The organism is Bacteroidia bacterium (genome assembly GCA_041391665.1).
Lineage (GTDB): Bacteria > Bacteroidota > Bacteroidia > J057 > J057 > JAGQVA01.
This window is the reverse complement of the sequence record JAWKNO010000003.1, coordinates 1199651-1218025: the sequence shown is the minus strand read 5'-3', so window position 1 is coordinate 1218025 and position 18375 is coordinate 1199651. Positions and strand designations below refer to the sequence as shown.

The window sequence follows — 18375 nt, the reverse complement described above, 5'->3', positions numbered from 1 at the left end:
TCTGATTAGTACATACCGATACTGAGCAGGACCAACGTGCAGGCTTCTACAGGCTCAATATGATGGTTTCTGAGGATTTGTTCCAACTCCGGATTTTCAGCACCCGGGTTAAAAATCACCCGTTTAGGAGCGAGTTCGAGTATCCATTCGTAGTATTCCCGCTGGTTTTCAGGACTAAGGTAAACGGAAATAGTATCCAGGTTCGGAATATCGATTTCCTCTTTTTTATTTCTGACCGGAACGCCGGAGACTTCCGTTGCTTTTTTTGCAAATCCATGTACGGGATGTCCATGTTGAATAAGACGGTTGACTGCGAGATAGGAATATCTGTTTGGATTGTCAGAAGCACCTAATACAAGTGTAGATTTCATTGTAGATTCATTTTAAAATAAAAACGGAGGTCCGAATATATCAGACCTCCGTTCGTTTTTGCAAAGCTATATACGAAACTATTCTTCAGATTCCTCAGAGGCCTGTTTTACATCTTTTCTTTTCTTGGCCTTTTTCGGGCCAACAGTAATTTCCTCTTTTTCTTCGTCATAATCTACGTACAGCGTATCTCCTTCCTTGGCATTACCTTCAAGGATTTCGTCTGCAATTGGATCTTCGAGATATTTCTGCAGTGCGCGCTGAAGCGGGCGGGCCCCAAACTGCTTATCAAAGCCTTTTTCAGCAATAAACTTTTTGGCAGCGTCCGAAAGTTCGATGAAGAACCCTTTTTCTTCGATGCGGTTGAAAACGCTGCGAAGCTGCAGTTCGATAATGTGCATGATATGATCATGATCGAGTTCATTAAAGATAATGACCTCATCGATCCTGTTGAGGAACTCTGGGCGGAACACTTTTTTCATAGCGCCCTCAATGGTGCTGCGCATCATATCATTGGTCTGCCCTTCTCTGGATTTGGTGCTGAAACCCACACCTGTACCAAAGTTTTTCAGTTCCCTGACCCCTACGTTGGAGGTCATGATGATTACAGTGTTTTTGAAGTCAACACGACGCCCCAGACCATCTGTAAGAATACCATCATCGAGAACCTGGAGCATAATATTGAAAATATCAGGGTGAGCTTTTTCAATTTCATCCAGAAGCACGACTGAGTAAGGCCTTCTTCTCACACGTTCTGTAAGCTGACCCCCTTCTTCATATCCGACATATCCGGGAGGCGCTCCAATCAGGCGGGAAACAGTAAACTTCTCCATATACTCACTCATATCCAGACGGATGAGCGCTTCATCTGAGTCAAAAAGATATCTTGCGAGTACTTTGGCCATTTCCGTTTTACCGACACCGGTTTGTCCAAGAAAGATAAATGACCCAATCGGTTTCATCGGATCTTTCAGGCCAAGGCGAGAGCGTTTGATTGCTTTTACCAGTTTGTCGATAGCCATATCCTGCCCGATGATGACCCCTTTGAGTTGCTCACCCATTAGTTTGAGTTTGGCAATTTCTCCGGCAGCTACTTTGGTTACAGGAACCCCTGTCATCATAGAGACAACAGCCGCAACATCATCTTCGGAAACCGTATATCGTTTATTTTTTGTTTCTTCTTCCCACTCAATTTTTGCCTGTTCGAGTTCTTCCAGCAGGCGTTTTTCCTGATCGCGCAATTGAGCTGCCTCTTCATATTTCTGGCTTTTTACGACCTTGTTTTTCAGCTCTTTGACTTCTTCGATACGGGCTTCCAGATCGAGGATGCTTTGAGGAACGTGGATATTGGTAATGTGCACACGGCTTCCCGCTTCGTCAAGAACATCGATGGCTTTATCCGGGAAATACCGGTCGGAGATATACCTGTCGCTAAGTTTTACACAAGCTTCAATCGCTTCGGGTGTATAGTTTACGTTGTGGTGATCTTCGTATTTGGCCTTGATATTATTGAGGATGATCATGGTTTCTTCCACATTTGTGGGTTCAACCATAACTTTTTGGAACCTGCGTTCAAGCGCACCGTCTTTTTCAATATACTGGCGATATTCATCGAGGGTGGTAGCGCCGATACATTGGATTTCGCCACGGGCGAGTGCAGGTTTAAAAATATTGGAAGCATCGAGTGAGCCGGAGGCCCCGCCTGCGCCCACGATCGTATGTAATTCGTCAATGAAGAGAATGACATCTGGAGACTTTTCCAGTTCTGCCATTACAGCTTTCATTCTTTCTTCAAACTGCCCGCGGTATTTGGTACCGGCGACAAGTGAAGCGATATCCAGTGTTACTACTCTCTTATTGTAGAGAACACGGCTGACTTTCCTTTGAATAATACGAAGGGCCAGGCCTTCTGCGATAGCAGTTTTACCTACGCCAGGTTCACCGATCAATACCGGATTATTCTTTTTGCGGCGGGAAAGAATTTGAGCCACACGCTCGATTTCATTTTCCCTTCCAACAATAGGGTCCAGTTTATTGTCTTCAGCGGCTTTGGTGAGGTCTCTGCCAAAGTTGTCTAGAACAGGAGTTTTGGATTTTGTTGTTTTTCTGGGTCGATCTCCGGGTGTACTCATTTCTGATGATTCTGGGGGTTCGCTTGAAACAGACATTCTTGTGGTTTGATTCTCCTCCTTGTGTTCAAGTTCGGAGCGTACTACATCATAACTAATACCAAATCTTGCCAGAATTTGTGCAGCAACATTATTTTCCTCTCTAAGGATAGAGAGGATCAGATGTTCTGTACCAATCACGGCACTTTTTAGCAATTTGGCTTCCAGTCGGGTGATTTTTAATACTTTTTCAGCCTGACGTGTCAGGGGTAGATTTGACAGGTTGATCGGGGTCACATTACCTTTAACGGCATTTTCGATTGATCGTTTTAATTGAGCAAGATCTACGCTGAGGTTCACCAATATTTTAATGGCAAGCCCTTCTCCTTCTCGTATCAATCCAAGCAACAAGTGCTCAGGACCTATATAATCGTGGCCAAGCCGGATCGCTTCCTCCCTGCTGTAGGATATTACATCCTTGACCCTGTCTGAGAAATTTGATTCCATATAAATTTTATACATAAGTAGGCAATCGCCAGCTACTTAGTGCCGTATTCATGCCAGTAATGGGTTTGCTGACAAGATGTCAGCGATCTACTTCTTCAAACGCAGGTAGGGTGTCCGGGTTTCGGACAATTTACGCGGCTGAAGCAAGTACGTAGATTGCTGTTCCCATTGCAATGACCATTAGATTGGCGAGGGACAGCGGAAGGAACTTTTTCCATCCGATATCCATGAGCTGATTGTATTTGAAACGGGGCAATGTCCAACGCACCCAAACAAATACAAACACAAAAAAAGTAGTTTTTGCAAGGAACCAGGCCAGCCCCCAACCCAGTTGTGCTGCAGGTGCCCAGTTTGCTACACCTAATAACCCTTCAAATGGTCCTAGATAACCACCGATGAAGAGGGTTGTAATCAGCATGGAGGCTACGATTACGTGTATATATTCCGCAACGAAAAACAGGGCAAATTTCATGGAGCTATATTCTGTATGAAAACCGCCTACCAGCTCCTGCTCTGCTTCTACCAGGTCAAAAGGTGCCCGGTTTGCTTCTGCAAATGCACAAACAACAAAAATCAGGAAACCTAGAGGATTGATAAATATATTCCAGACAGATCGTTGCGCTTCTACAATGGAGGCAGGCCTTAAGAACCCGAGGTCGCCTTCATATCGTGCATTGGTGAGGAGGATAATACTCACTACGGCAAGGCCCATGGCCAGCTCATAGCTAATCATCTGAGCAGAAGACCGAAGTCCCCCCAACAATGCATACTTACTATTTGACGACCAGCCGGCCAGGGTTACACCATATACAGCAATGGAGGCTATCGCAAGCACATATAATATCCCAATATTTACGTCGGCAATCACGAGAAACCCGTGAGTGAATTCAGTCATTGCAATATCTGCTTTTGCAAAAGGAATCACCGCCATGGTAATCAATGCAATCGTAACTGATATTACCGGCGCGATAAAGTGCACCAGCTTATCTGAAATATCAGGAACAATGTCTTCCTTCAGGATAAGCTTGATAACATCTGCCAATGGCTGAAGTAATCCAAACGGACCTACACGATTGGGCCCTACCCGCTGCTGAATCAGGGCGGCTACCTTTCTTTCAAGGTATACGGAATAGGCTGCTGCGGTGAGCAGGACAAATAGTGCGAGACCAATCAGAATCAGAGAATACGTAACAAACTCCATATACTAAACAGGTAAATTTTCTATACAGACGGGGCACAAGTTACAAACTTACTAAAAGCTCTCCAAGCTTATTTTGCGACCGATACGAGATACCAACCGGCAGTGGTAAAAAAATCTCTAAAATGCGGGATTGCTGTGATAAATTTTGCCTGCTCCTTTGGCTTCAGGCCAAATTTGTACCGGTATATCGGGTTAATCAGGAAATGGATTTTCCGGTCTGTCTGAAGCTGACTTTGCTTCAGTATTTTTTCAAACCGGTTCAGGGAAATTCCCGTGTCTTTAATTTCCAGCAGGTCTTCAATTATCCGGTCTGATTCTCCGAAAAGTTTCAGAATACCTTTGTACAGTGTACGTGGCAGCAAATGAATCCAGGGCATTACACCTAAGGCTTTACTTTTACTGATCTGCTGGTGTCCGCCAAAAGGCATACGCCAGGGAGGGAATCCAAAAAATATTTTTCCATCTTCCCGAAGGAAATTTTTCAGATACGGGATAAATGATTCCTGATCAGGTATATGCTCAATGGTATCTTTCAGAATAATCAGGTCGAAAGATTTCCTGTATTTGTCGAGAAAATCTTCATCCCAGACATTTTTCACGATAAATTCTGCCAAACCCTTACTACTCATTTCCTGCATCATCTTCTGCGCGTCGGCAATCCTCGACTCACTCAGATCTACGCCCAGGCAGATGAGCTTCAATTCGGCAAAGGGTTGTAGCACGCCGCCTTCCCCACAGCCGATCTCCATTACACGCATCCCTTCCTTAAGGAGCATACCGCTTTGAATAAAGGGTATAAGATATTCGCGGGCATTGGCTACCTGCTGATCAAATCTTATCTGTATGGATGAATGTTGCGCTAATGCCATAGTTGAAGGCCAGATTTTGCGGCAAGTTAATGATTTGGGGGTAAAAGGAAGGTTTCCCGCAAAAAAAAATAAGGTTGTCTTATCAAATGGTAAGACAACCTGCTAATATTTACTGATCTCTACGCTTGTATGAGTTGTTCCCTTTGTCAGACCTCTATTCGTTCATTCTGACACTTGCGGGGATAAATTCCAGTTCGTAAAAACGATCAGGCAGCGCATATCTGCGAATAAAATCTTTGTGATCTGCACGCCAGCTAAGCAATTCCGGCAATTGCTGGGTCGCCAGACGGTCCCGATACAAATCCTTGGCTTTATCGGGGTTTGCTACCATCCAACGGAGGTTGCGGTGAAGGGAAATCATTACTTCAGGGTTTCGCGCATTCCATGCACGATCATTTACTATTTGGGCTGCCAGTTCTGCATTCTCGCACAACCATACCAGGTTGGTAAATAATGACCTGACGAGTTCCGGATTGCTCTTTAAATAGTTTTCATCAGCCTGTGCCAGCAGGGGATAGGATTCCGTCAAGGACCGTAGATTTTTTCTTTCCAGGTTGGTTCGGAACAGATATTCAGACTTCTTGCGGAGGCTTATTTCATTAAAACTCAAAAATCCGTCCTGATTTCTGTCTGCCAGCTCGAAATATCGATCAGCGAGATAATAACAAAATTCATCAGCGAATACTTTGATTTCGGCTTTGGAAAGAAGTGCATCATCGTTTTGATCTGCAATGATAAACCGCTCCTCCAAATACCAGTTGCTAATGTCGCTGGAAAGCTGCGGGCTTTGTGCTGAAAGGAGGTTGGCGAATAGAACCAGAACGGGCAAGGAGAGAATGTGAGAAAGGAAGGAGATTTGCATTTACTTCTAGAGGGTTTGATGTATGTGAATTGTGATAGTCTGGTAAATGTGCGTATAGGCGTAGTCGTTTTTATTCTGATTGTTCGGTTACAAATATACCCATCTAAATATTACATGAAGGCAGATTTAGACCCATAATTTGGCTATATGTAAGTTATAACGTCCTTTTGTTCCTTTTCGCATGACTATTTACGCCCAAATATACCCAACGGTAATAATCAGCTTTTGGTTGGGCACAATCCCCCGTTGGATGGTAATAGAAATTACATGTTTGATTCAGCCTTACGCTTATTTCTGTAATCAACCCGGCAAAAGAATCGCCGTCTTAAAAAAAATACCTGTAATTTACAGATTGTAATGTTTGAATAATTGTATAATTTATTATTTAATTATTATCGATCGACGTAGTATTGTGATGTAAAGGGAAATCAACAAAGGCAACCCTTTATTTAAACAATACCTGCGATACAAAATGGCAAAAAACCAATTCCAGTCAGCCAGGGTTCTGCTCCTTGCTGCGTTCACCAAAATTTCTCCCATAGCTTTTTCCCTTCTTCTTTTTTTCAATCAGTCTTTTGCTCAACCTGTCAATGCATATTTTGACCCGCCGGAATTTGAAAATGGCGATAAAATCGAACTGGTCATTGAATATGGTTCTCCCGATGATCCGGTACAGAATGCCCTGACTGCCCATTTTGAAATTGCTTATGATGGCTTTGAAATCGATGAATCCAGCAAGCTGTCAGTAGATGCCTCCGGCGCTTCCTGGTTTGGCTGGGATGAAGCGTATACAGGCAGGATTACAGTTAATCATACGCTTCACGTGATCACCGTGGATCTCGAAAGGGATGAGTCTCCGGTAAGTGGGGAGGGGTTTATTGCAAGGGGAAGCGGGGTTACCGTTTTTATCGAAGAGATCAATGCAAAGCGGAGTCCCAGCCTTAATGTGGTAGAAGTTAACTATGCATTCCCCGCTCCACAAAGCCTCTACTATGATGCGCTGAATAATATCTTAAATATCACGCTGTCAGAGACCAATCATTTTATACAGATTGATGTATTTGACCTATCAGGAAGGGTCATTTATTCTTCACAGACGCTTGAAGAAGAACTGCCCATGAGTCATTTCCCTGCCAATATTTATTTTGTAAGACTGCGTACAGCGCTTGGCGTAGAAAATCTTAAACTGATAGTTTCACCTTAATTTGTCTGTTCTTACAAGCTTTTCTGAAATTTTATCAAGTAACCATTTGGGCCGGTCAATAGGATCGGCCTTTTTTACGGCCTGCTCTACCTGAAGGAGTTCGTCTTTCGTATAGGCATTTAGCAGTCTGCGAAAAAGCCTGAATCGGTTGATGTATGCTTGTTTTGGCTGCGCGCCTATTTCTTGTTGTTTGCGGATATACCGTATCAGATTTTCTGTCTGGCTCAACAGCCACTCCGTATCCATACGATTGATTTCATAGTGAGCTTCCAGCAGAAATGACCGGGCGTTAATTTCATCATTTACATGCATAAATTTCCGGTTGGAAAGTGTACGGATTACCTCCTGATGTTTTTGTTGATGTACAAACAACTGCGCCAGCCGGAGGGTAAATACGTCTTCCTGTTCCTCTGGAGGCAATAAGTATCTGAGTTTATGAAGATAGTCCCATGCCCGGTCATAGTCTTCTGTTCGCAGACAAATAGTGATAATATTTTTGAAGTGAACAGATGGCAGATACTGATTGGAAAAAATCAAACGATCCTCAATACCCCATTCATACAAGGTATAGATCTCACGGGCAATAGCTGTTTCCCCTGTGGTATTTAATTTGCGAATGTAAAAATTCAACATCAGACCAAATACTGAAAGCAGATCGTCTCTCACTTCTGCGATATTTTCTTTTCGCAGAATCTGTATCATTCGTGGAAGGTTGCCCTGATGATCGCCCCGGAGAATCCGAAAAAGTTCCTGGTAAATAACCAGCCAGTTTTGTTGGTGGAATACTGGGTGAAAATCAATGATCTTCATAATTTCTGGCAACAGAATATTTTCGGCTTCCTCTCCCTGCCACTGTCTGTTGTTAAGGTTGACAGCCAGCAATGATAGTTTTTCATGGAGCCACCAACTGTCAAATGCATAGGTGTGCAATTGGATCTGGTTCATGTTTTCTCCCTCAAATCCTGCAATGTTCAAAGGGAATTTATCTATCTGGGTGCGATGCTCAAACTCAAACCTTATCTTTTCCGATTCTACTTCAAATAGCCGGCGGTAATAACGGGCATTCCGGTTCGGATTTTCCTTCAGCTCTTTTTCGATTTTTCTGAGCATTTTGATAAAAACTTCCGGTCTTTTCCTCCGGTTAAGTTCCTGCAATAAAAGAAACTCCCGGGTCTGACTATCATTTCGGAATGCTTTGATAGCCAGAAATTCCTCCACATGAGAGGTGAGGTCGCGGGAAAGTTTGCGGAAACGGGCGTCGTCGTAAGGTTTGTCCGGATAAAGAAATGACCATGCGACAGTATCTTCCGGAGCATTGGGATATTCTCTGACCAGAAAATCTTTCAGTTTTCGCACATATTCCTGTTTTTGGAAAAGCTCTGCCTCCAACCACTGGTCAAATTGGCCAGTTTCTTCTGCGGATAGTGCGCTGAAAAGCTGCCATAGTTTCCGGTTTTCCATGTGGCCCTTATTCTCGTCTTAAAATTAAAAGAAAATGAGCGGATTATTTTTGGGTTTTTGTAATTTCAACCGGATGCCCAATGCTTGGGTTGTAAGAATTTTGAACAAAAATGATGAATAATCTCTCTCCTGAATCAACGATTTTCACTGCTCCTTTGCTTCCAGGTAACACTTCCTGGGTTCAGCAATATTTCAGGATGAGCCGGGCGCTGACTTTTCCCGTCCTGATGGTCATTCTGGTGCTAATGGTTGTATTCTGGGATAAAATTCCGGGCATATGGGCAGCAGTACTGGTTATTGGGGTTCCCGCTAATTTTCTTCTTTTCCACTATCTTTTTGCCCGGGTATTTGCTCAGGCAGAGATGGAAAAATGGCATACACACATTCTGGCCGCTTCTGAAGATACGCTTTCGTTAGTTATCCCCGGCGTTGAAACTGAATCCTTCCGGTTTCAAAGAATGGAAAAGCTTCGGATATTTTTCTCAGGATATGAAAAGGCATGGTTTCCTTCGGGCAAACACTTCTCGGGTAGCCGAAATCAACTGAGCTTCAAATATGGAGAAAAAAAAGTGGAAGTAACTTTCCGACTGATTTCTGAAAGCCATTATCGCGAACTCCTCCATTTCATCTCAGTCCTCTATGACCAAGGGGTACATTTTGAAGAATACAACAGTACCTCAGGTCTTCCCATCAGGAGTGATATGCTCATCATCAAGCCGGGTAATACTGACCTTTAGTTCGCCGGCAACACTCCCGCTGAGTAAAATCCCCGCTGCTTCAGTTTGCACGGTTTGTATGGTTAATTTTGCAATGTCTGCCTGTAATTCAATACCGGGTGCAGGTTGAATATTTGAAAGTGTTTCAGCCACTGTATGCGCGAGAATTCTGATCTGCTGAAAACTATATTCCTTTAAAGCAGAGAGAATGGTTTTCTCGATTTTTTTGCGGAAAAGACTGGCAAAACTCCTGAAAACAAAGGAGGCATGAGTAAACCGGAAAAACACTTTCTGAAAGGATATTTGGGCTTTTTCCTCGTCAAAATAGCATTCAGCCAATAACTCAAATTTGCCTTTCCAACGATTGCCATTACCAACAAAAGAGGCTTTGACCCCAATTTTGTCTTCAAACCCAAAAAACTCCGGTGCAGAAATTTTGATTTCCTTTCCCTGCCATACGGTTATTTCTTTTTCATCAAGCATCTGATTCAAAACCTCCCAGGAGATATTTGCCAGGAAGGGAAAATCTTTCTGCTTCAGCGGATTATCAGAAATTTCCAGACCGGGCAGAGGGAGGGGCGAATGTGCCGGGAAATTATTTTTCAGACTAATTGAGAAGGTTGGTTCTATCGGAAAAAGAATCCATTTTCCTTTAAAAGCAATTGGGTTAAGCTGGATATCGTCTTTGACCAATTGTGTTTGTACCATTGCCCGAAATGGCAGCGGCAAAGGAGCCGGCCGGGTAATTTCTCTCCAGGCATTTTCCATAATACCCGCAAAGTTTATTTCATGGGAGATGTAGGTGTCAATATTTTGAGCCAGCGCCTGTAGTTCTTTTTCCAGCTGAGGTTTGACAAATTCTGCAATCTGAATCAGGTTGAGCGGGCCGGCGGAAGGTTTTTTGTCCCACTCAAAGGTTGCCCTGGAGTGCGTCTCCAACTTCCAGCCAGGTAAGACGGAAATGGCGGTTACCAGCCGGACAGAAATGTCAAAATGAGTTTTTTCAAGATTGGAAAAATCACGGATCAGATCAAAAATACCTGGAGTCCCCCGGCGGATATTTACTTTAATATGAACCGGCGCCAGCGTTACCAGCGATTGTTTTTCTGTAAAGATTCGGATCTGATCATTTTTGGTAACGGTTACATGCGTGATGCCACCATCGGGATTCTGCGCTTTTCCGTCATAGATCACTGTGTCATATCGTCGATTGACCAGATCTTCCAGAGCATTGACAGACAGAAGCACAGATATATTCATAACAAAAAATCATTGCAGACCGGTAATCCATTCCGGTTCAAAGTATTTCATGGTAAATGGTTCTTCACCAGATATTTCGGTTGCCGTTGCAAGCATAAAGTTTTCCCGCCAGATTTCTACAGAAAAATTCCACTTTGTATCAGGCAACCCTACAGACCCGGCATGAACGGCCAACGGGTCAAATGTAAAAGAAAAGTCATTGAACGGCAGATGGGAGGAAAAATCAAGGGCTTTCCAGAAGGCTTCTTTTAGTGTCCATAGCTGAAAAAACCTTTCCACACGGGCGTCGCCCTCTCTGGATTTCAGTTCTGCAATTTCAGAAGTAGTAAATATATGGGTATAGTGATCTCTGAGGATGTTGCGGCGCATATACTCCACGTCCACGCCAGTCTGACTTCCCGCTACGATCACCGCCAGCGCATTTCCGCTATGTGAAAGATTAAAATAAAAGGGATTTCCGGGAAGAACAGGCTTGTTTTCTGAATTATATTCCACCTGTATATTCTCGGGCAGATCTCCTGTATATTGACTGAGCACATGGCGTGTCAGCAATTTTCCCAGCAGAAACTCTCGTTGTTTGGCAGGACTGAGATATTGGTCATAACGGTTTTTCTCTTCCGCGTTGAGCAGAAGCATTGATGCGTAAGGGAGACTTGCTCCTTGATCTTCATACAACCATATATGCGCTTCGTTTTTTTTCACCCCGGCAAAATCAGAAAAAAAAGCCGGAATTCACGCAACTTTGCGAAGGGAAAATCCTATGTTCGCAGTATGAGTAATTTACCTGTAGAAACTATCGTCTTTGACCTGGGCGGTGTCCTGATTGACTGGAACCCCCGGTATTTGTACAAGAAAATATTTACTACCGAAGAAGATGTGGACCACTTTCTGGAACATGTCTGCACTTCTGAATGGAATACATTGCAGGATGCCGGCAGGTCGCTGTTTGAAGCAACAGAATGGTTGGTTGCCCAACATCCTGAATGGGAAAAACATATCCGATTGTATTATGGCCGGTGGGAAGAAATGCTCGGTGGTACGATTGATGAAACAGTAGAAATTCTGGAAGCGTTAAAAAATCTGGGGAAACACCGCATTTTTGCCCTTACCAACTGGTCCGGAGAGACATTTCCCATCGCATTGGAGCGATATGATTTTTTCAGGCATTTTGAAGGGATCGTGGTTTCGGGCGATGAAAAGGTCATTAAACCTGATCCGGCCATTTACCAGATATTGCTGGACCGTTATGGGGTGAATCCTTCCACGGCAATATTTATCGACGACTCTCTCAAAAATGTAAAAGGCGCTGCTCAGGTGGGTATCCGTGGTATTCATTTTCGAAGCCCGATGCAGTTGAGGGAAGAATTGGCGGATTTGCTGTAAGCAAATGGTATAGAATACCTGAAACGCAATACTCTACGCTGATCGGACAGAACGACTTACTGTACGATTGAACAAAATATCAGGGAAGAGCGTTTTCATTTTGAGCTGAATGAGATGCCGGAGTGGTAAATATCCTTCAAAAGCTCACCGGAAAAACTCACATATTTGCAGGGCATTTTGGCCTGGAGGTTTATATGTTTACTTTTGAATAAAATATCCCCTTATGTATACTGGACTATTACACACCCACAGACTTGTCGTCATCCTGTTTTTGATTATCTATCTGATCAAAATTGTGCTGCTGCTTCTCAATAAAAAAGAATCACTGGATAGTTTTACCAAAAAGTTTCGCATTCCTGAGATGATCGTCAGTGGCTTATTTTTGCTCACTGGTATTGGCTTGCTGGTAAAAACAGCAGCAATTTCGCCCATGTTGATCGGTAAAATTGTGCTGGTGCTTGCTGCGATTCCTTTGGCTGTAGTGGGCTTTCGGAAACAAAATAAATTGCTCGCTACGTTATCCGTAGTATTACTGATTGCCGTGTATGGCCTGGCTGAAATGGATAAAACGGGCGTGAGTGTTCAGCCCCTTGCGACAGAAATTATTACAGATCCATCTGCTACAGGATATGATGCTATAGCGCACGGAAAGGCTTTGTTTGAGCGGAATTGTATTGTCTGCCATGGTGCTGCCGGCAATATGCAGGGATCGGGAGCAAAGGACCTGACAATTTCAGAACTTGACGCAACGGCAATGAAGACACTGGTATTAAAGGGGAAAAATGCTATGCCTGCTTATGAGAAGTTCTACAGCGCGCCCGAAATTGATGCAGTCGTTCAGTATGTGAGGACATTGAAGAAATAGCGTTTCCAATATGTATCAGGGAAAACGAAATCCCTGCAAAAACATCTGCTGGACGTTGTAATTCATCTCTTCCGGGTAACCGGTATACAGAATGGCCAGGAATTGATCGTCTACCCAGCCTTTTATGGCAAACTGCGTTCCGTCTTCGTCTTCGCCGTATTCGAGTACTCCACGTGCTGTGGGGTGAGACTCAAGGGTATGCCCATATCCAGGATCAGTGACGGAGGTAAATTCAAAGGCTTCAGTGTTCAAAAATTCCAGATAGGATACAAGTACATTTTCCCATACTTCTGGGTCATCTCCCAGGCTTTCCCCAAATTTTACGACAATCGCGCCATAGAGTACAGAGTCAGATAATACTTCGGTAGTGTAAACCTCGCTGCTATCTTCAGAGTAAGAAAGCTCCCATAGCGGTTCTTCCGGCATATACAGCGAAGCTCCCGACCCCATCACGCCAAATTTTGCAAATCTGGGTGCCTGGGCATGGAGGGAAGCAGAAAAGAAAATTCCGATAAAAAAAACAGCAAGATAACGGTTCATATAAGCCATGATTTATACATCTAACTTACAGAACTTTCCGGGATTTTTTGTTATGTCATGCCGAAATTTTTTTAAGGTGGAAATTCCCTTTTTAATGTTCACAATAATGAAAGGGCTTATAGAATATTATACTGTGCATAACTTGGGGGGGTAACTCCTTTCAGACGCAGGTAAACAATTGCCTGTGCCCTGTGATGGGCAGTATGTGCTTCGCCCCGCAAAATCATATCCAGGTTGGTATGCCCTTTAAATGCATCGGGCTTTGGGTCTTCCCGGCCTTTGCTTAGTTTATTATCATCAATTTTTGACAGAGCCTGGATGACAAAATCAAATGTTTGATTGAGATAGTCTCTGATAAGGGATTTATTATTCCGTCCATCAATCTGTTGCAAAGGCTGAGGGCCGAACAGGTTAATATTATCTGGCCTGGCGATTAGATATTTTGCGTCAAACAAAGGTTTTTGAGGATCATAATCTGCCTGATCTGTAATCATGCCGAGGTAGAGGTTATTCCAGAAGCCCAGGTGGATAAAGTGCTGTGCAAAAGACATTTCTTCTTTTGTAGGGCTAAACTCCAAAAAATCCTCCGGCATAGCGTCAAAAACGGCCAGCGTATATTCTTTTCCTTTCTCCCAGCGATTTCGCAGGGTTTCCGTGATTTTTCGGTTTGCCGTCAGCTCAGGCAACCAGGAAACAAGCGGACTCAGGCCAATAAAACCCAGAACTGATCTTCTTTTCATAGCGGTTGGTTTATTATTTATGATCTGTCCTGGAGCTTCTCATTATTTTTATGCCTTTCGCTGTCCCTTTGCGTTTTTTTGTCCAGGTTTTTCTGAAGCGCAGTTTCCAGGTCCACGCCGGTCTGGTTTGCCAGACAGATGAGGACAAATAAAACGTCGGCCATTTCGTCTGCCAGATTCACCTCCCGGTCAGATTTTTTGAAAGACTGATCTCCGTACTGGCGAGCGATAATCCTGGCCACTTCGCCAACTTCCTCCGTGAGCATAGCCATATTGGTCAGTTCGGAAAAATACCTGACCCCGTAGTTTTTGATCCAGTCATCAACGGTTTTTTGTGCTTCTTTTAAAGTCATAATGATTGCCCGATATATCTGTCTATCATCTGTGCGATCCATTCCACCTGAATATAAAGAAAAGACAGAAACATGAGGTAAACAAACGGGCGCGATCTTTTGGACAACCCCTTCAGCGAAAATAGCCGGGGCGTTTCCCTGACCAATGCTACTGCTGCAAAAAGTCCCAGAAAAGGCATAATCGGGAGATGGAGTGCCGGCAAAGAGAAGGTAAGGAAGTGTGGAATCCCGAAAGCAGGAATCATCAGCAACATAGTCATGCGTAAAGGCTTATTTATCGGAGAGCCTCTTCCCACGATACCCCAGATGGCGAGCAGCGAGAGGAATGTGTAGCAAATGGTATTAAGCCCTGCAAAAACAACCATAAGTGGCGAAAAACCCGTTGTCCAGCCTTTTCCAGGCAAAGTATCAAAGGCAAAAAAACAGCGGATCCGGTTGGCGGTTCTGATCAGAAAAAGATCAGGGCGGCTCCGTATATGCTCCCAGGCTTTTGCAAAATAGCCAGCCTGACGTTCTTCGGGCGGAAGCGAAATGATTTCCTCCCGGAGATGATAATACCGCTGGTAGTATGGGTTGTTGGATTCATTTTCGGTATCCAGCCACCAGGTTCGGTAAAGTGGTGTGAACGCATTATTCCCGGTGAAAAAATCTTCACCTGTAGTATCATTCCCCCAAACCCATCTTTTCGCACAATGATTTGCTGAGATTTCCCAGCCTCCCATGATCACCAGGCTTACGAGAAGGGGGATCATGGCGTTTATTAATGCACTTTGGTATTTCCAGATCAGAAAACCCGCAATTACCGGAAAAACCCAGATAACTCCCCCTGAAAAGAGGAATGTTAAGCCCAGCATGGTCCCCAGGCCGAGAAGATCTGCAAGCGCGGTTTTTTCCTTATGATAAATCTGCCAGAGGTAGTTTGCGATTGCGAGCAAACCAACGGCTATGGGGAGGTCAGGGACGGGCGAAACAGAAGCATGGATAAAGGCCGGGTATATAGCAAATATGAGGTGAAAAAGGTTGGTGACGGAACGCATTCCCAGGTATCTCAGCAGGCGATCTGTTTGCCACACAAAGAGCCCATATATGCCGGCCATTCCGATGATGACAGAGAGCGGAGAAATACCAAGAATTCGGAGCCATAAAGCCGTAAGCCAGATCATTCCGGGTGAGAGGCGGGTTTGGCAGAAGTTTCCCCGGACGATGTGGACAGCCGCATCGTAGTATTCTCCGGCGACGCTAGCGAGCAGGTCGTGATAGATCCATTTTCCATACAGGAACCGAAGCATAAGGCCTGTCCCTATGATAAAGGGCAGGGCATATTTTCTGCTAAGTATGTTTCGCCAGTTCCACATATTCTTCCTGAAAGCTACCCGGCTGCCAGGCGATTTCTACTTTTCTTTCGAATCAAGGATGATGGTTACCGGGCCTTCGTTGACCAATGAGACGCGCATGGAAGCCCCAAACTCACCGGTTTCCACTTTTCCGGTGAAGGTTGTCCTGAGCATCTCAAGAAATTTTTCATATAAAGGAATTGCCACGTCAGGCGGTGCAGAATCGATGTAGGAGGGGCGGTTGCCTTTTTTCGAATTGGCGAATAAGGTAAACTGTGAAACCACCAGCAAATCGCCCCCAATATCCTGTACAGACAGGTTCATCTTTTCCTGGTCGTCGTTGAAGATACGGAGTTGAGTGATTTTTTTTATCATCCACCCTATATCAGCATCAGTATCGTCATGGGTGATGCCCAGTAAAACCAGTAGTCCGGAGGCAATTTCTCCAGATATTTTTTCATCAATTACAACCTTTGCCGATGAAACTCGTTGTAGTATCGCACGCATAGTTAACAATTTTTCAAAATTGTATATAATCATTAGGAAATATATAAATCCGTTTTCTATCTTTGCCCCGATTGTGAAGACGAATATTACATATCACCCCTTTACCATTTCCTTTCCGGAGTCCTTAAGGACTGAACGGAGTCGGATTAGGGCCGTCCTGGCCTAATATTTTCCATATCACCTGTTGCGTCATTGTACACAATTTACTCCAAAAAACCGGAGCAAATCTGAAGTACCATTCTGAGTACCGTGGTTTTTATTTTGTAAATAAACAAACTTAACCGATTATCTGATAATCACCCGTACATGGATATTCAAGTTATTATTGCTGACGTACAACACCTGAAATTCGCAGAAGATATTTGCGAAATGATGGCTACCGCCGCTAAGGCCCGTGGAACCGGCATCGCAAGACGCCAGCCGGAATATGTGGCAAAAAAAATGCTGGAGGGGAAAGCTGTTATCGCTTTGGTTGACGGAAGTCTGGCCGGGTTTTGCTATATAGAAACCTGGAGCCATGATAAATACGTTGCCAACTCAGGCCTGATTGTTGCCCCCGAATACCGCAATCTGGGCCTTGCCCGGATGATTAAAGAGCAGGTATTTGATCTTTCGCGCCAGCGATATCCCGAAGCGAAAATCTTCGGTATTACTACCAGTCTGGCAGTGATGAAAATTAATTCAGATCTCGGATACAAACCAGTCACATTTTCAGAGCTTACTACTGATGATGCTTTCTGGAATGGATGCCAGAGTTGCCCCAATTATGACATTCTAAACCGTCAAAACCGGAAAATGTGCCTTTGTACAGGAATGTTGTTTGATCCCGAATGGGAAAACAAAAAAAAAGTGAATAAGCCTCAAAGAGAACATATATTTCTCCCAGAACCTCAAAGTCCATGAATAATAAAGTTGTTTTAGCTTTTTCCGGAGGTTTGGATACCTCCTTCTGTGTCAAATATCTCAAAGAAGAAAAAGGGCTGGAAGTGCATTCAGCCATTGTCGATACGGGGGGTTTTACGCCCTCAGATCTTGAGATGATTGAGCAGAAAGCTTATTACCTTGGGGTCAAAAGCCACACGACGCTGGATGAGGTAAAAAATTATTACGAAAAATGCATCCGGTTTCTGGTATATGGCAATACGCTCAAAAATAATACATATCCCCTTTCTGTAAGCGCAGAAAGGGTATTTCAGGCGGTGGCGATTGTGGACTATGCCCGAAAAGTTGGTGCAAAGTACATTGCTCATGGCAGTACTGGTGCGGGAAATGACCAGGTGCGGTTTGACCTGATTTTTACGATTCTCGCTCCGGAAATCGAAATCATTACGCCGATCCGAGATCTGAAACTTTCCCGTGAAGCTGAAATCGAATATCTGAAGGAAAAAGGGGTGGAAATGGAGTGGAAAAAAGCTCAATACTCCATCAATAAAGGGCTTTGGGGAACCAGCGTCGGCGGAAAAGAAACCCTCAACTCCTGGGATTATCTGCCTGAATCTGCCTATCCTACCCAACTGGAAGATACCGGCGAGAAAATCATTGAACTGGGGTTTGAGAAAGGGCAGTTGACAGAGGTGGAAGGACAGCGTTATGATCACCCTGTAGAAGCCATTCGCGCGCTGGAGTTACTTGCCAAACCATTTGCCGTAGGCCGGGATATTCACGTAGGAGATACGATTATCGGAATCAAAGGAAGAGTAGGCTTTGAAGCTGCTGCACCAATGATCATCATTAAGTCGCACCACCTTCTGGAAAAGCATGTGCTGACCAAATGGCAGCAGTACTGGAAAGAGCAGCTGGGCAACTGGTATGGTATGCTTCTCCACGAAGGGCAGTTTCTTGAGCCGGTAATGCGCAATATTGAGGTTTTCCTCGAAGATACACAGGCACATGTGACCGGTAAAGTACAGGTAAAACTTACGCCTTACAGATTTCAACCGCTGGGAATTAAATCCCAATATGATATGATGTCGGCTAAGTTTGGCACTTATGGGGAAATGAACAATGCCTGGACGGGAGAAGATGTTAAAGGTTTTACCCAGATTCTGGCGAACTCTGGCAAGCTGTTTCAGATGATCCACGAGAAAAAATAGATG

19 protein-coding genes are annotated in these 18375 nt (G+C 44.1%); 6 read left to right on the top strand and 13 right to left on the bottom strand.

Annotated features, from left to right (window positions below):
• Positions 1-5 precede the first annotated feature (5 nt).
• The 5 genes from R3D00_27785 to R3D00_27765 form a co-directional block, all read right to left on the bottom strand.
• A complete protein-coding gene (locus tag R3D00_27785; protein MEZ4777008.1) occupies positions 6-371 on the bottom strand; it encodes a CoA-binding protein in 366 nt (121 codons plus the stop codon).
• A gap of 78 nt (positions 372-449) precedes the next feature.
• Positions 450-2984 carry an ATP-dependent Clp protease ATP-binding subunit gene (locus tag R3D00_27780; GenBank protein ID MEZ4777007.1) on the bottom strand — a complete coding sequence of 845 codons (2535 nt, stop codon included), beginning with the start codon at positions 2982-2984 and terminating at the stop codon, positions 450-452.
• Between the two features lie 130 nt (positions 2985-3114).
• The gene (gene nuoH / locus R3D00_27775; protein ID MEZ4777006.1) at positions 3115-4185 is read right to left on the bottom strand and encodes an NADH-quinone oxidoreductase subunit NuoH; all 1071 of its coding nucleotides are present in this window, start codon (positions 4183-4185) and stop codon (positions 3115-3117) included.
• Between the two features lie 68 nt (positions 4186-4253).
• Positions 4254-5054 (bottom strand): methyltransferase domain-containing protein, encoded by an 801-nt coding sequence (locus R3D00_27770; GenBank protein MEZ4777005.1) that lies wholly within the window; start codon positions 5052-5054, stop codon positions 4254-4256.
• Between the two features lie 154 nt (positions 5055-5208).
• Positions 5209-5916 carry an EF-hand domain-containing protein gene (locus R3D00_27765; protein MEZ4777004.1) on the bottom strand — a complete coding sequence of 236 codons (708 nt, stop codon included), beginning with the start codon at positions 5914-5916 and terminating at the stop codon, positions 5209-5211.
• A gap of 472 nt (positions 5917-6388) precedes the next feature.
• Between R3D00_27765 and R3D00_27760 the strand changes: the two genes are divergently transcribed.
• On the top strand, positions 6389-7120 hold the full coding sequence (locus R3D00_27760) for a T9SS type A sorting domain-containing protein (protein ID MEZ4777003.1): 732 nt from the start codon (positions 6389-6391) through the stop codon (positions 7118-7120).
• Here the strand turns inward: R3D00_27760 and R3D00_27755 are convergent.
• Positions 7112-8581, bottom strand: a complete 1470-nt coding sequence (locus tag R3D00_27755; GenBank protein MEZ4777002.1) for a hypothetical protein — start codon at positions 8579-8581, stop codon at positions 7112-7114. The genes R3D00_27760 and R3D00_27755 overlap by 9 nt on opposite strands.
• Positions 8582-8691: 110 nt before the next feature.
• On the opposite strand from R3D00_27755, the gene R3D00_27750 reads away from it, so the two are divergent.
• Entirely contained in the window at positions 8692-9318 is a 627-nt protein-coding gene (locus R3D00_27750) for a hypothetical protein (protein MEZ4777001.1), read from the top strand.
• On the opposite strand, the gene R3D00_27745 is transcribed toward R3D00_27750, so the two are convergent.
• Entirely contained in the window at positions 9259-10557 is a 1299-nt protein-coding gene (locus tag R3D00_27745; protein MEZ4777000.1) for a DUF4403 family protein, read from the bottom strand. The two genes, R3D00_27750 and R3D00_27745, sit on opposite strands and share 60 nt — an antisense overlap.
• A 9-nt stretch (positions 10558-10566) precedes the next feature.
• Entirely contained in the window at positions 10567-11259 is a 693-nt protein-coding gene (locus R3D00_27740) for a 4'-phosphopantetheinyl transferase superfamily protein (GenBank protein MEZ4776999.1), read from the bottom strand.
• Between the two features lie 69 nt (positions 11260-11328).
• Here R3D00_27740 and R3D00_27735 point away from each other — a divergent pair, with 69 nt between their 5' ends.
• On the top strand, positions 11329-11940 hold the full coding sequence (locus R3D00_27735; protein MEZ4776998.1) for an HAD family phosphatase: 612 nt from the start codon (positions 11329-11331) through the stop codon (positions 11938-11940).
• Positions 11941-12163: 223 nt separating this feature from the next.
• A complete protein-coding gene (locus R3D00_27730) occupies positions 12164-12805 on the top strand; it encodes a SirB2 family protein (GenBank protein MEZ4776997.1) in 642 nt (213 codons plus the stop codon).
• Between the two features lie 15 nt (positions 12806-12820).
• Here R3D00_27730 and R3D00_27725 read toward each other — a convergent pair whose 3' ends face one another.
• The 5 genes from R3D00_27725 to dtd all read right to left on the bottom strand — a co-directional run bounded on the left by R3D00_27725 (position 12821) and on the right by dtd (position 16279).
• Positions 12821-13345 carry a hypothetical protein gene (locus tag R3D00_27725; protein MEZ4776996.1) on the bottom strand — a complete coding sequence of 175 codons (525 nt, stop codon included), beginning with the start codon at positions 13343-13345 and terminating at the stop codon, positions 12821-12823.
• 116 nt (positions 13346-13461) lie between these two features.
• Positions 13462-14085, bottom strand: coding sequence for a DinB family protein (locus R3D00_27720; protein ID MEZ4776995.1), 624 nt, complete (start codon positions 14083-14085; stop codon positions 13462-13464).
• A 17-nt stretch (positions 14086-14102) separates the two neighbouring features.
• Positions 14103-14438: a nucleotide pyrophosphohydrolase gene (locus R3D00_27715; protein MEZ4776994.1), complete on the bottom strand. Its 336-nt coding sequence runs from the start codon at positions 14436-14438 to the stop codon at positions 14103-14105.
• Positions 14435-15727, bottom strand: coding sequence for a hypothetical protein (locus R3D00_27710; protein MEZ4776993.1), 1293 nt, complete (start codon positions 15725-15727; stop codon positions 14435-14437). The genes R3D00_27715 and R3D00_27710 overlap by 4 nt, the downstream gene beginning before the upstream one ends.
• A 102-nt stretch (positions 15728-15829) precedes the next feature.
• The gene (gene dtd / locus R3D00_27705) at positions 15830-16279 is read right to left on the bottom strand and encodes a D-aminoacyl-tRNA deacylase (protein ID MEZ4776992.1); all 450 of its coding nucleotides are present in this window, start codon (positions 16277-16279) and stop codon (positions 15830-15832) included.
• A 306-nt stretch (positions 16280-16585) separates the two neighbouring features.
• Here dtd and R3D00_27700 point away from each other — a divergent pair, with 306 nt between their 5' ends.
• Entirely contained in the window at positions 16586-17182 is a 597-nt protein-coding gene (locus tag R3D00_27700; GenBank protein ID MEZ4776991.1) for a GNAT family N-acetyltransferase, read from the top strand.
• Positions 17179-18372 (top strand): argininosuccinate synthase, encoded by a 1194-nt coding sequence (locus R3D00_27695; protein ID MEZ4776990.1) that lies wholly within the window; start codon positions 17179-17181, stop codon positions 18370-18372. Before R3D00_27700 ends, R3D00_27695 begins: the two co-directional genes overlap by 4 nt.
• Positions 18373-18375: the final 3 nt, after the last annotated feature.

What these genes read in the sequence shown, in the direction of transcription:
- R3D00_27720 (MEZ4776995.1), bottom strand. Translation starts at nt 14,085, where the DNA reads ATGAAAAGAAGATCAGTTCTGGGTTTTATTGGCCTGAGTCCGCTTGTT.
- R3D00_27755 (MEZ4777002.1), bottom strand. Translation starts at nt 8,581, where the DNA reads ATGGAAAACCGGAAACTATGGCAGCTTTTCAGCGCACTATCCGCAGAA.
- R3D00_27780 (MEZ4777007.1), bottom strand. Translation starts at nt 2,984, where the DNA reads ATGGAATCAAATTTCTCAGACAGGGTCAAGGATGTAATATCCTACAGC.
- R3D00_27695 (MEZ4776990.1), top strand. Translation starts at nt 17,179, where the DNA reads ATGAATAATAAAGTTGTTTTAGCTTTTTCCGGAGGTTTGGATACCTCC.
- R3D00_27715 (MEZ4776994.1), bottom strand. Translation starts at nt 14,438, where the DNA reads ATGACTTTAAAAGAAGCACAAAAAACCGTTGATGACTGGATCAAAAAC.
- nuoH (MEZ4777006.1), bottom strand. Translation starts at nt 4,185, where the DNA reads ATGGAGTTTGTTACGTATTCTCTGATTCTGATTGGTCTCGCACTATTT.
- R3D00_27770 (MEZ4777005.1), bottom strand. Translation starts at nt 5,054, where the DNA reads ATGGCATTAGCGCAACATTCATCCATACAGATAAGATTTGATCAGCAG.
- R3D00_27745 (MEZ4777000.1), bottom strand. Translation starts at nt 10,557, where the DNA reads ATGAATATATCTGTGCTTCTGTCTGTCAATGCTCTGGAAGATCTGGTC.
- R3D00_27750 (MEZ4777001.1), top strand. Translation starts at nt 8,692, where the DNA reads ATGATGAATAATCTCTCTCCTGAATCAACGATTTTCACTGCTCCTTTG.
- R3D00_27785 (MEZ4777008.1), bottom strand. Translation starts at nt 371, where the DNA reads ATGAAATCTACACTTGTATTAGGTGCTTCTGACAATCCAAACAGATAT.
- R3D00_27765 (MEZ4777004.1), bottom strand. Translation starts at nt 5,916, where the DNA reads ATGCAAATCTCCTTCCTTTCTCACATTCTCTCCTTGCCCGTTCTGGTT.
- R3D00_27760 (MEZ4777003.1), top strand. Translation starts at nt 6,389, where the DNA reads ATGGCAAAAAACCAATTCCAGTCAGCCAGGGTTCTGCTCCTTGCTGCG.
- R3D00_27710 (MEZ4776993.1), bottom strand. Translation starts at nt 15,727, where the DNA reads ATGCTTCGGTTCCTGTATGGAAAATGGATCTATCACGACCTGCTCGCT.
- dtd (MEZ4776992.1), bottom strand. Translation starts at nt 16,279, where the DNA reads ATGCGTGCGATACTACAACGAGTTTCATCGGCAAAGGTTGTAATTGAT.
- R3D00_27735 (MEZ4776998.1), top strand. Translation starts at nt 11,329, where the DNA reads ATGAGTAATTTACCTGTAGAAACTATCGTCTTTGACCTGGGCGGTGTC.
- R3D00_27730 (MEZ4776997.1), top strand. Translation starts at nt 12,164, where the DNA reads ATGTATACTGGACTATTACACACCCACAGACTTGTCGTCATCCTGTTT.
- R3D00_27700 (MEZ4776991.1), top strand. Translation starts at nt 16,586, where the DNA reads ATGGATATTCAAGTTATTATTGCTGACGTACAACACCTGAAATTCGCA.
- R3D00_27725 (MEZ4776996.1), bottom strand. Translation starts at nt 13,345, where the DNA reads ATGAACCGTTATCTTGCTGTTTTTTTTATCGGAATTTTCTTTTCTGCT.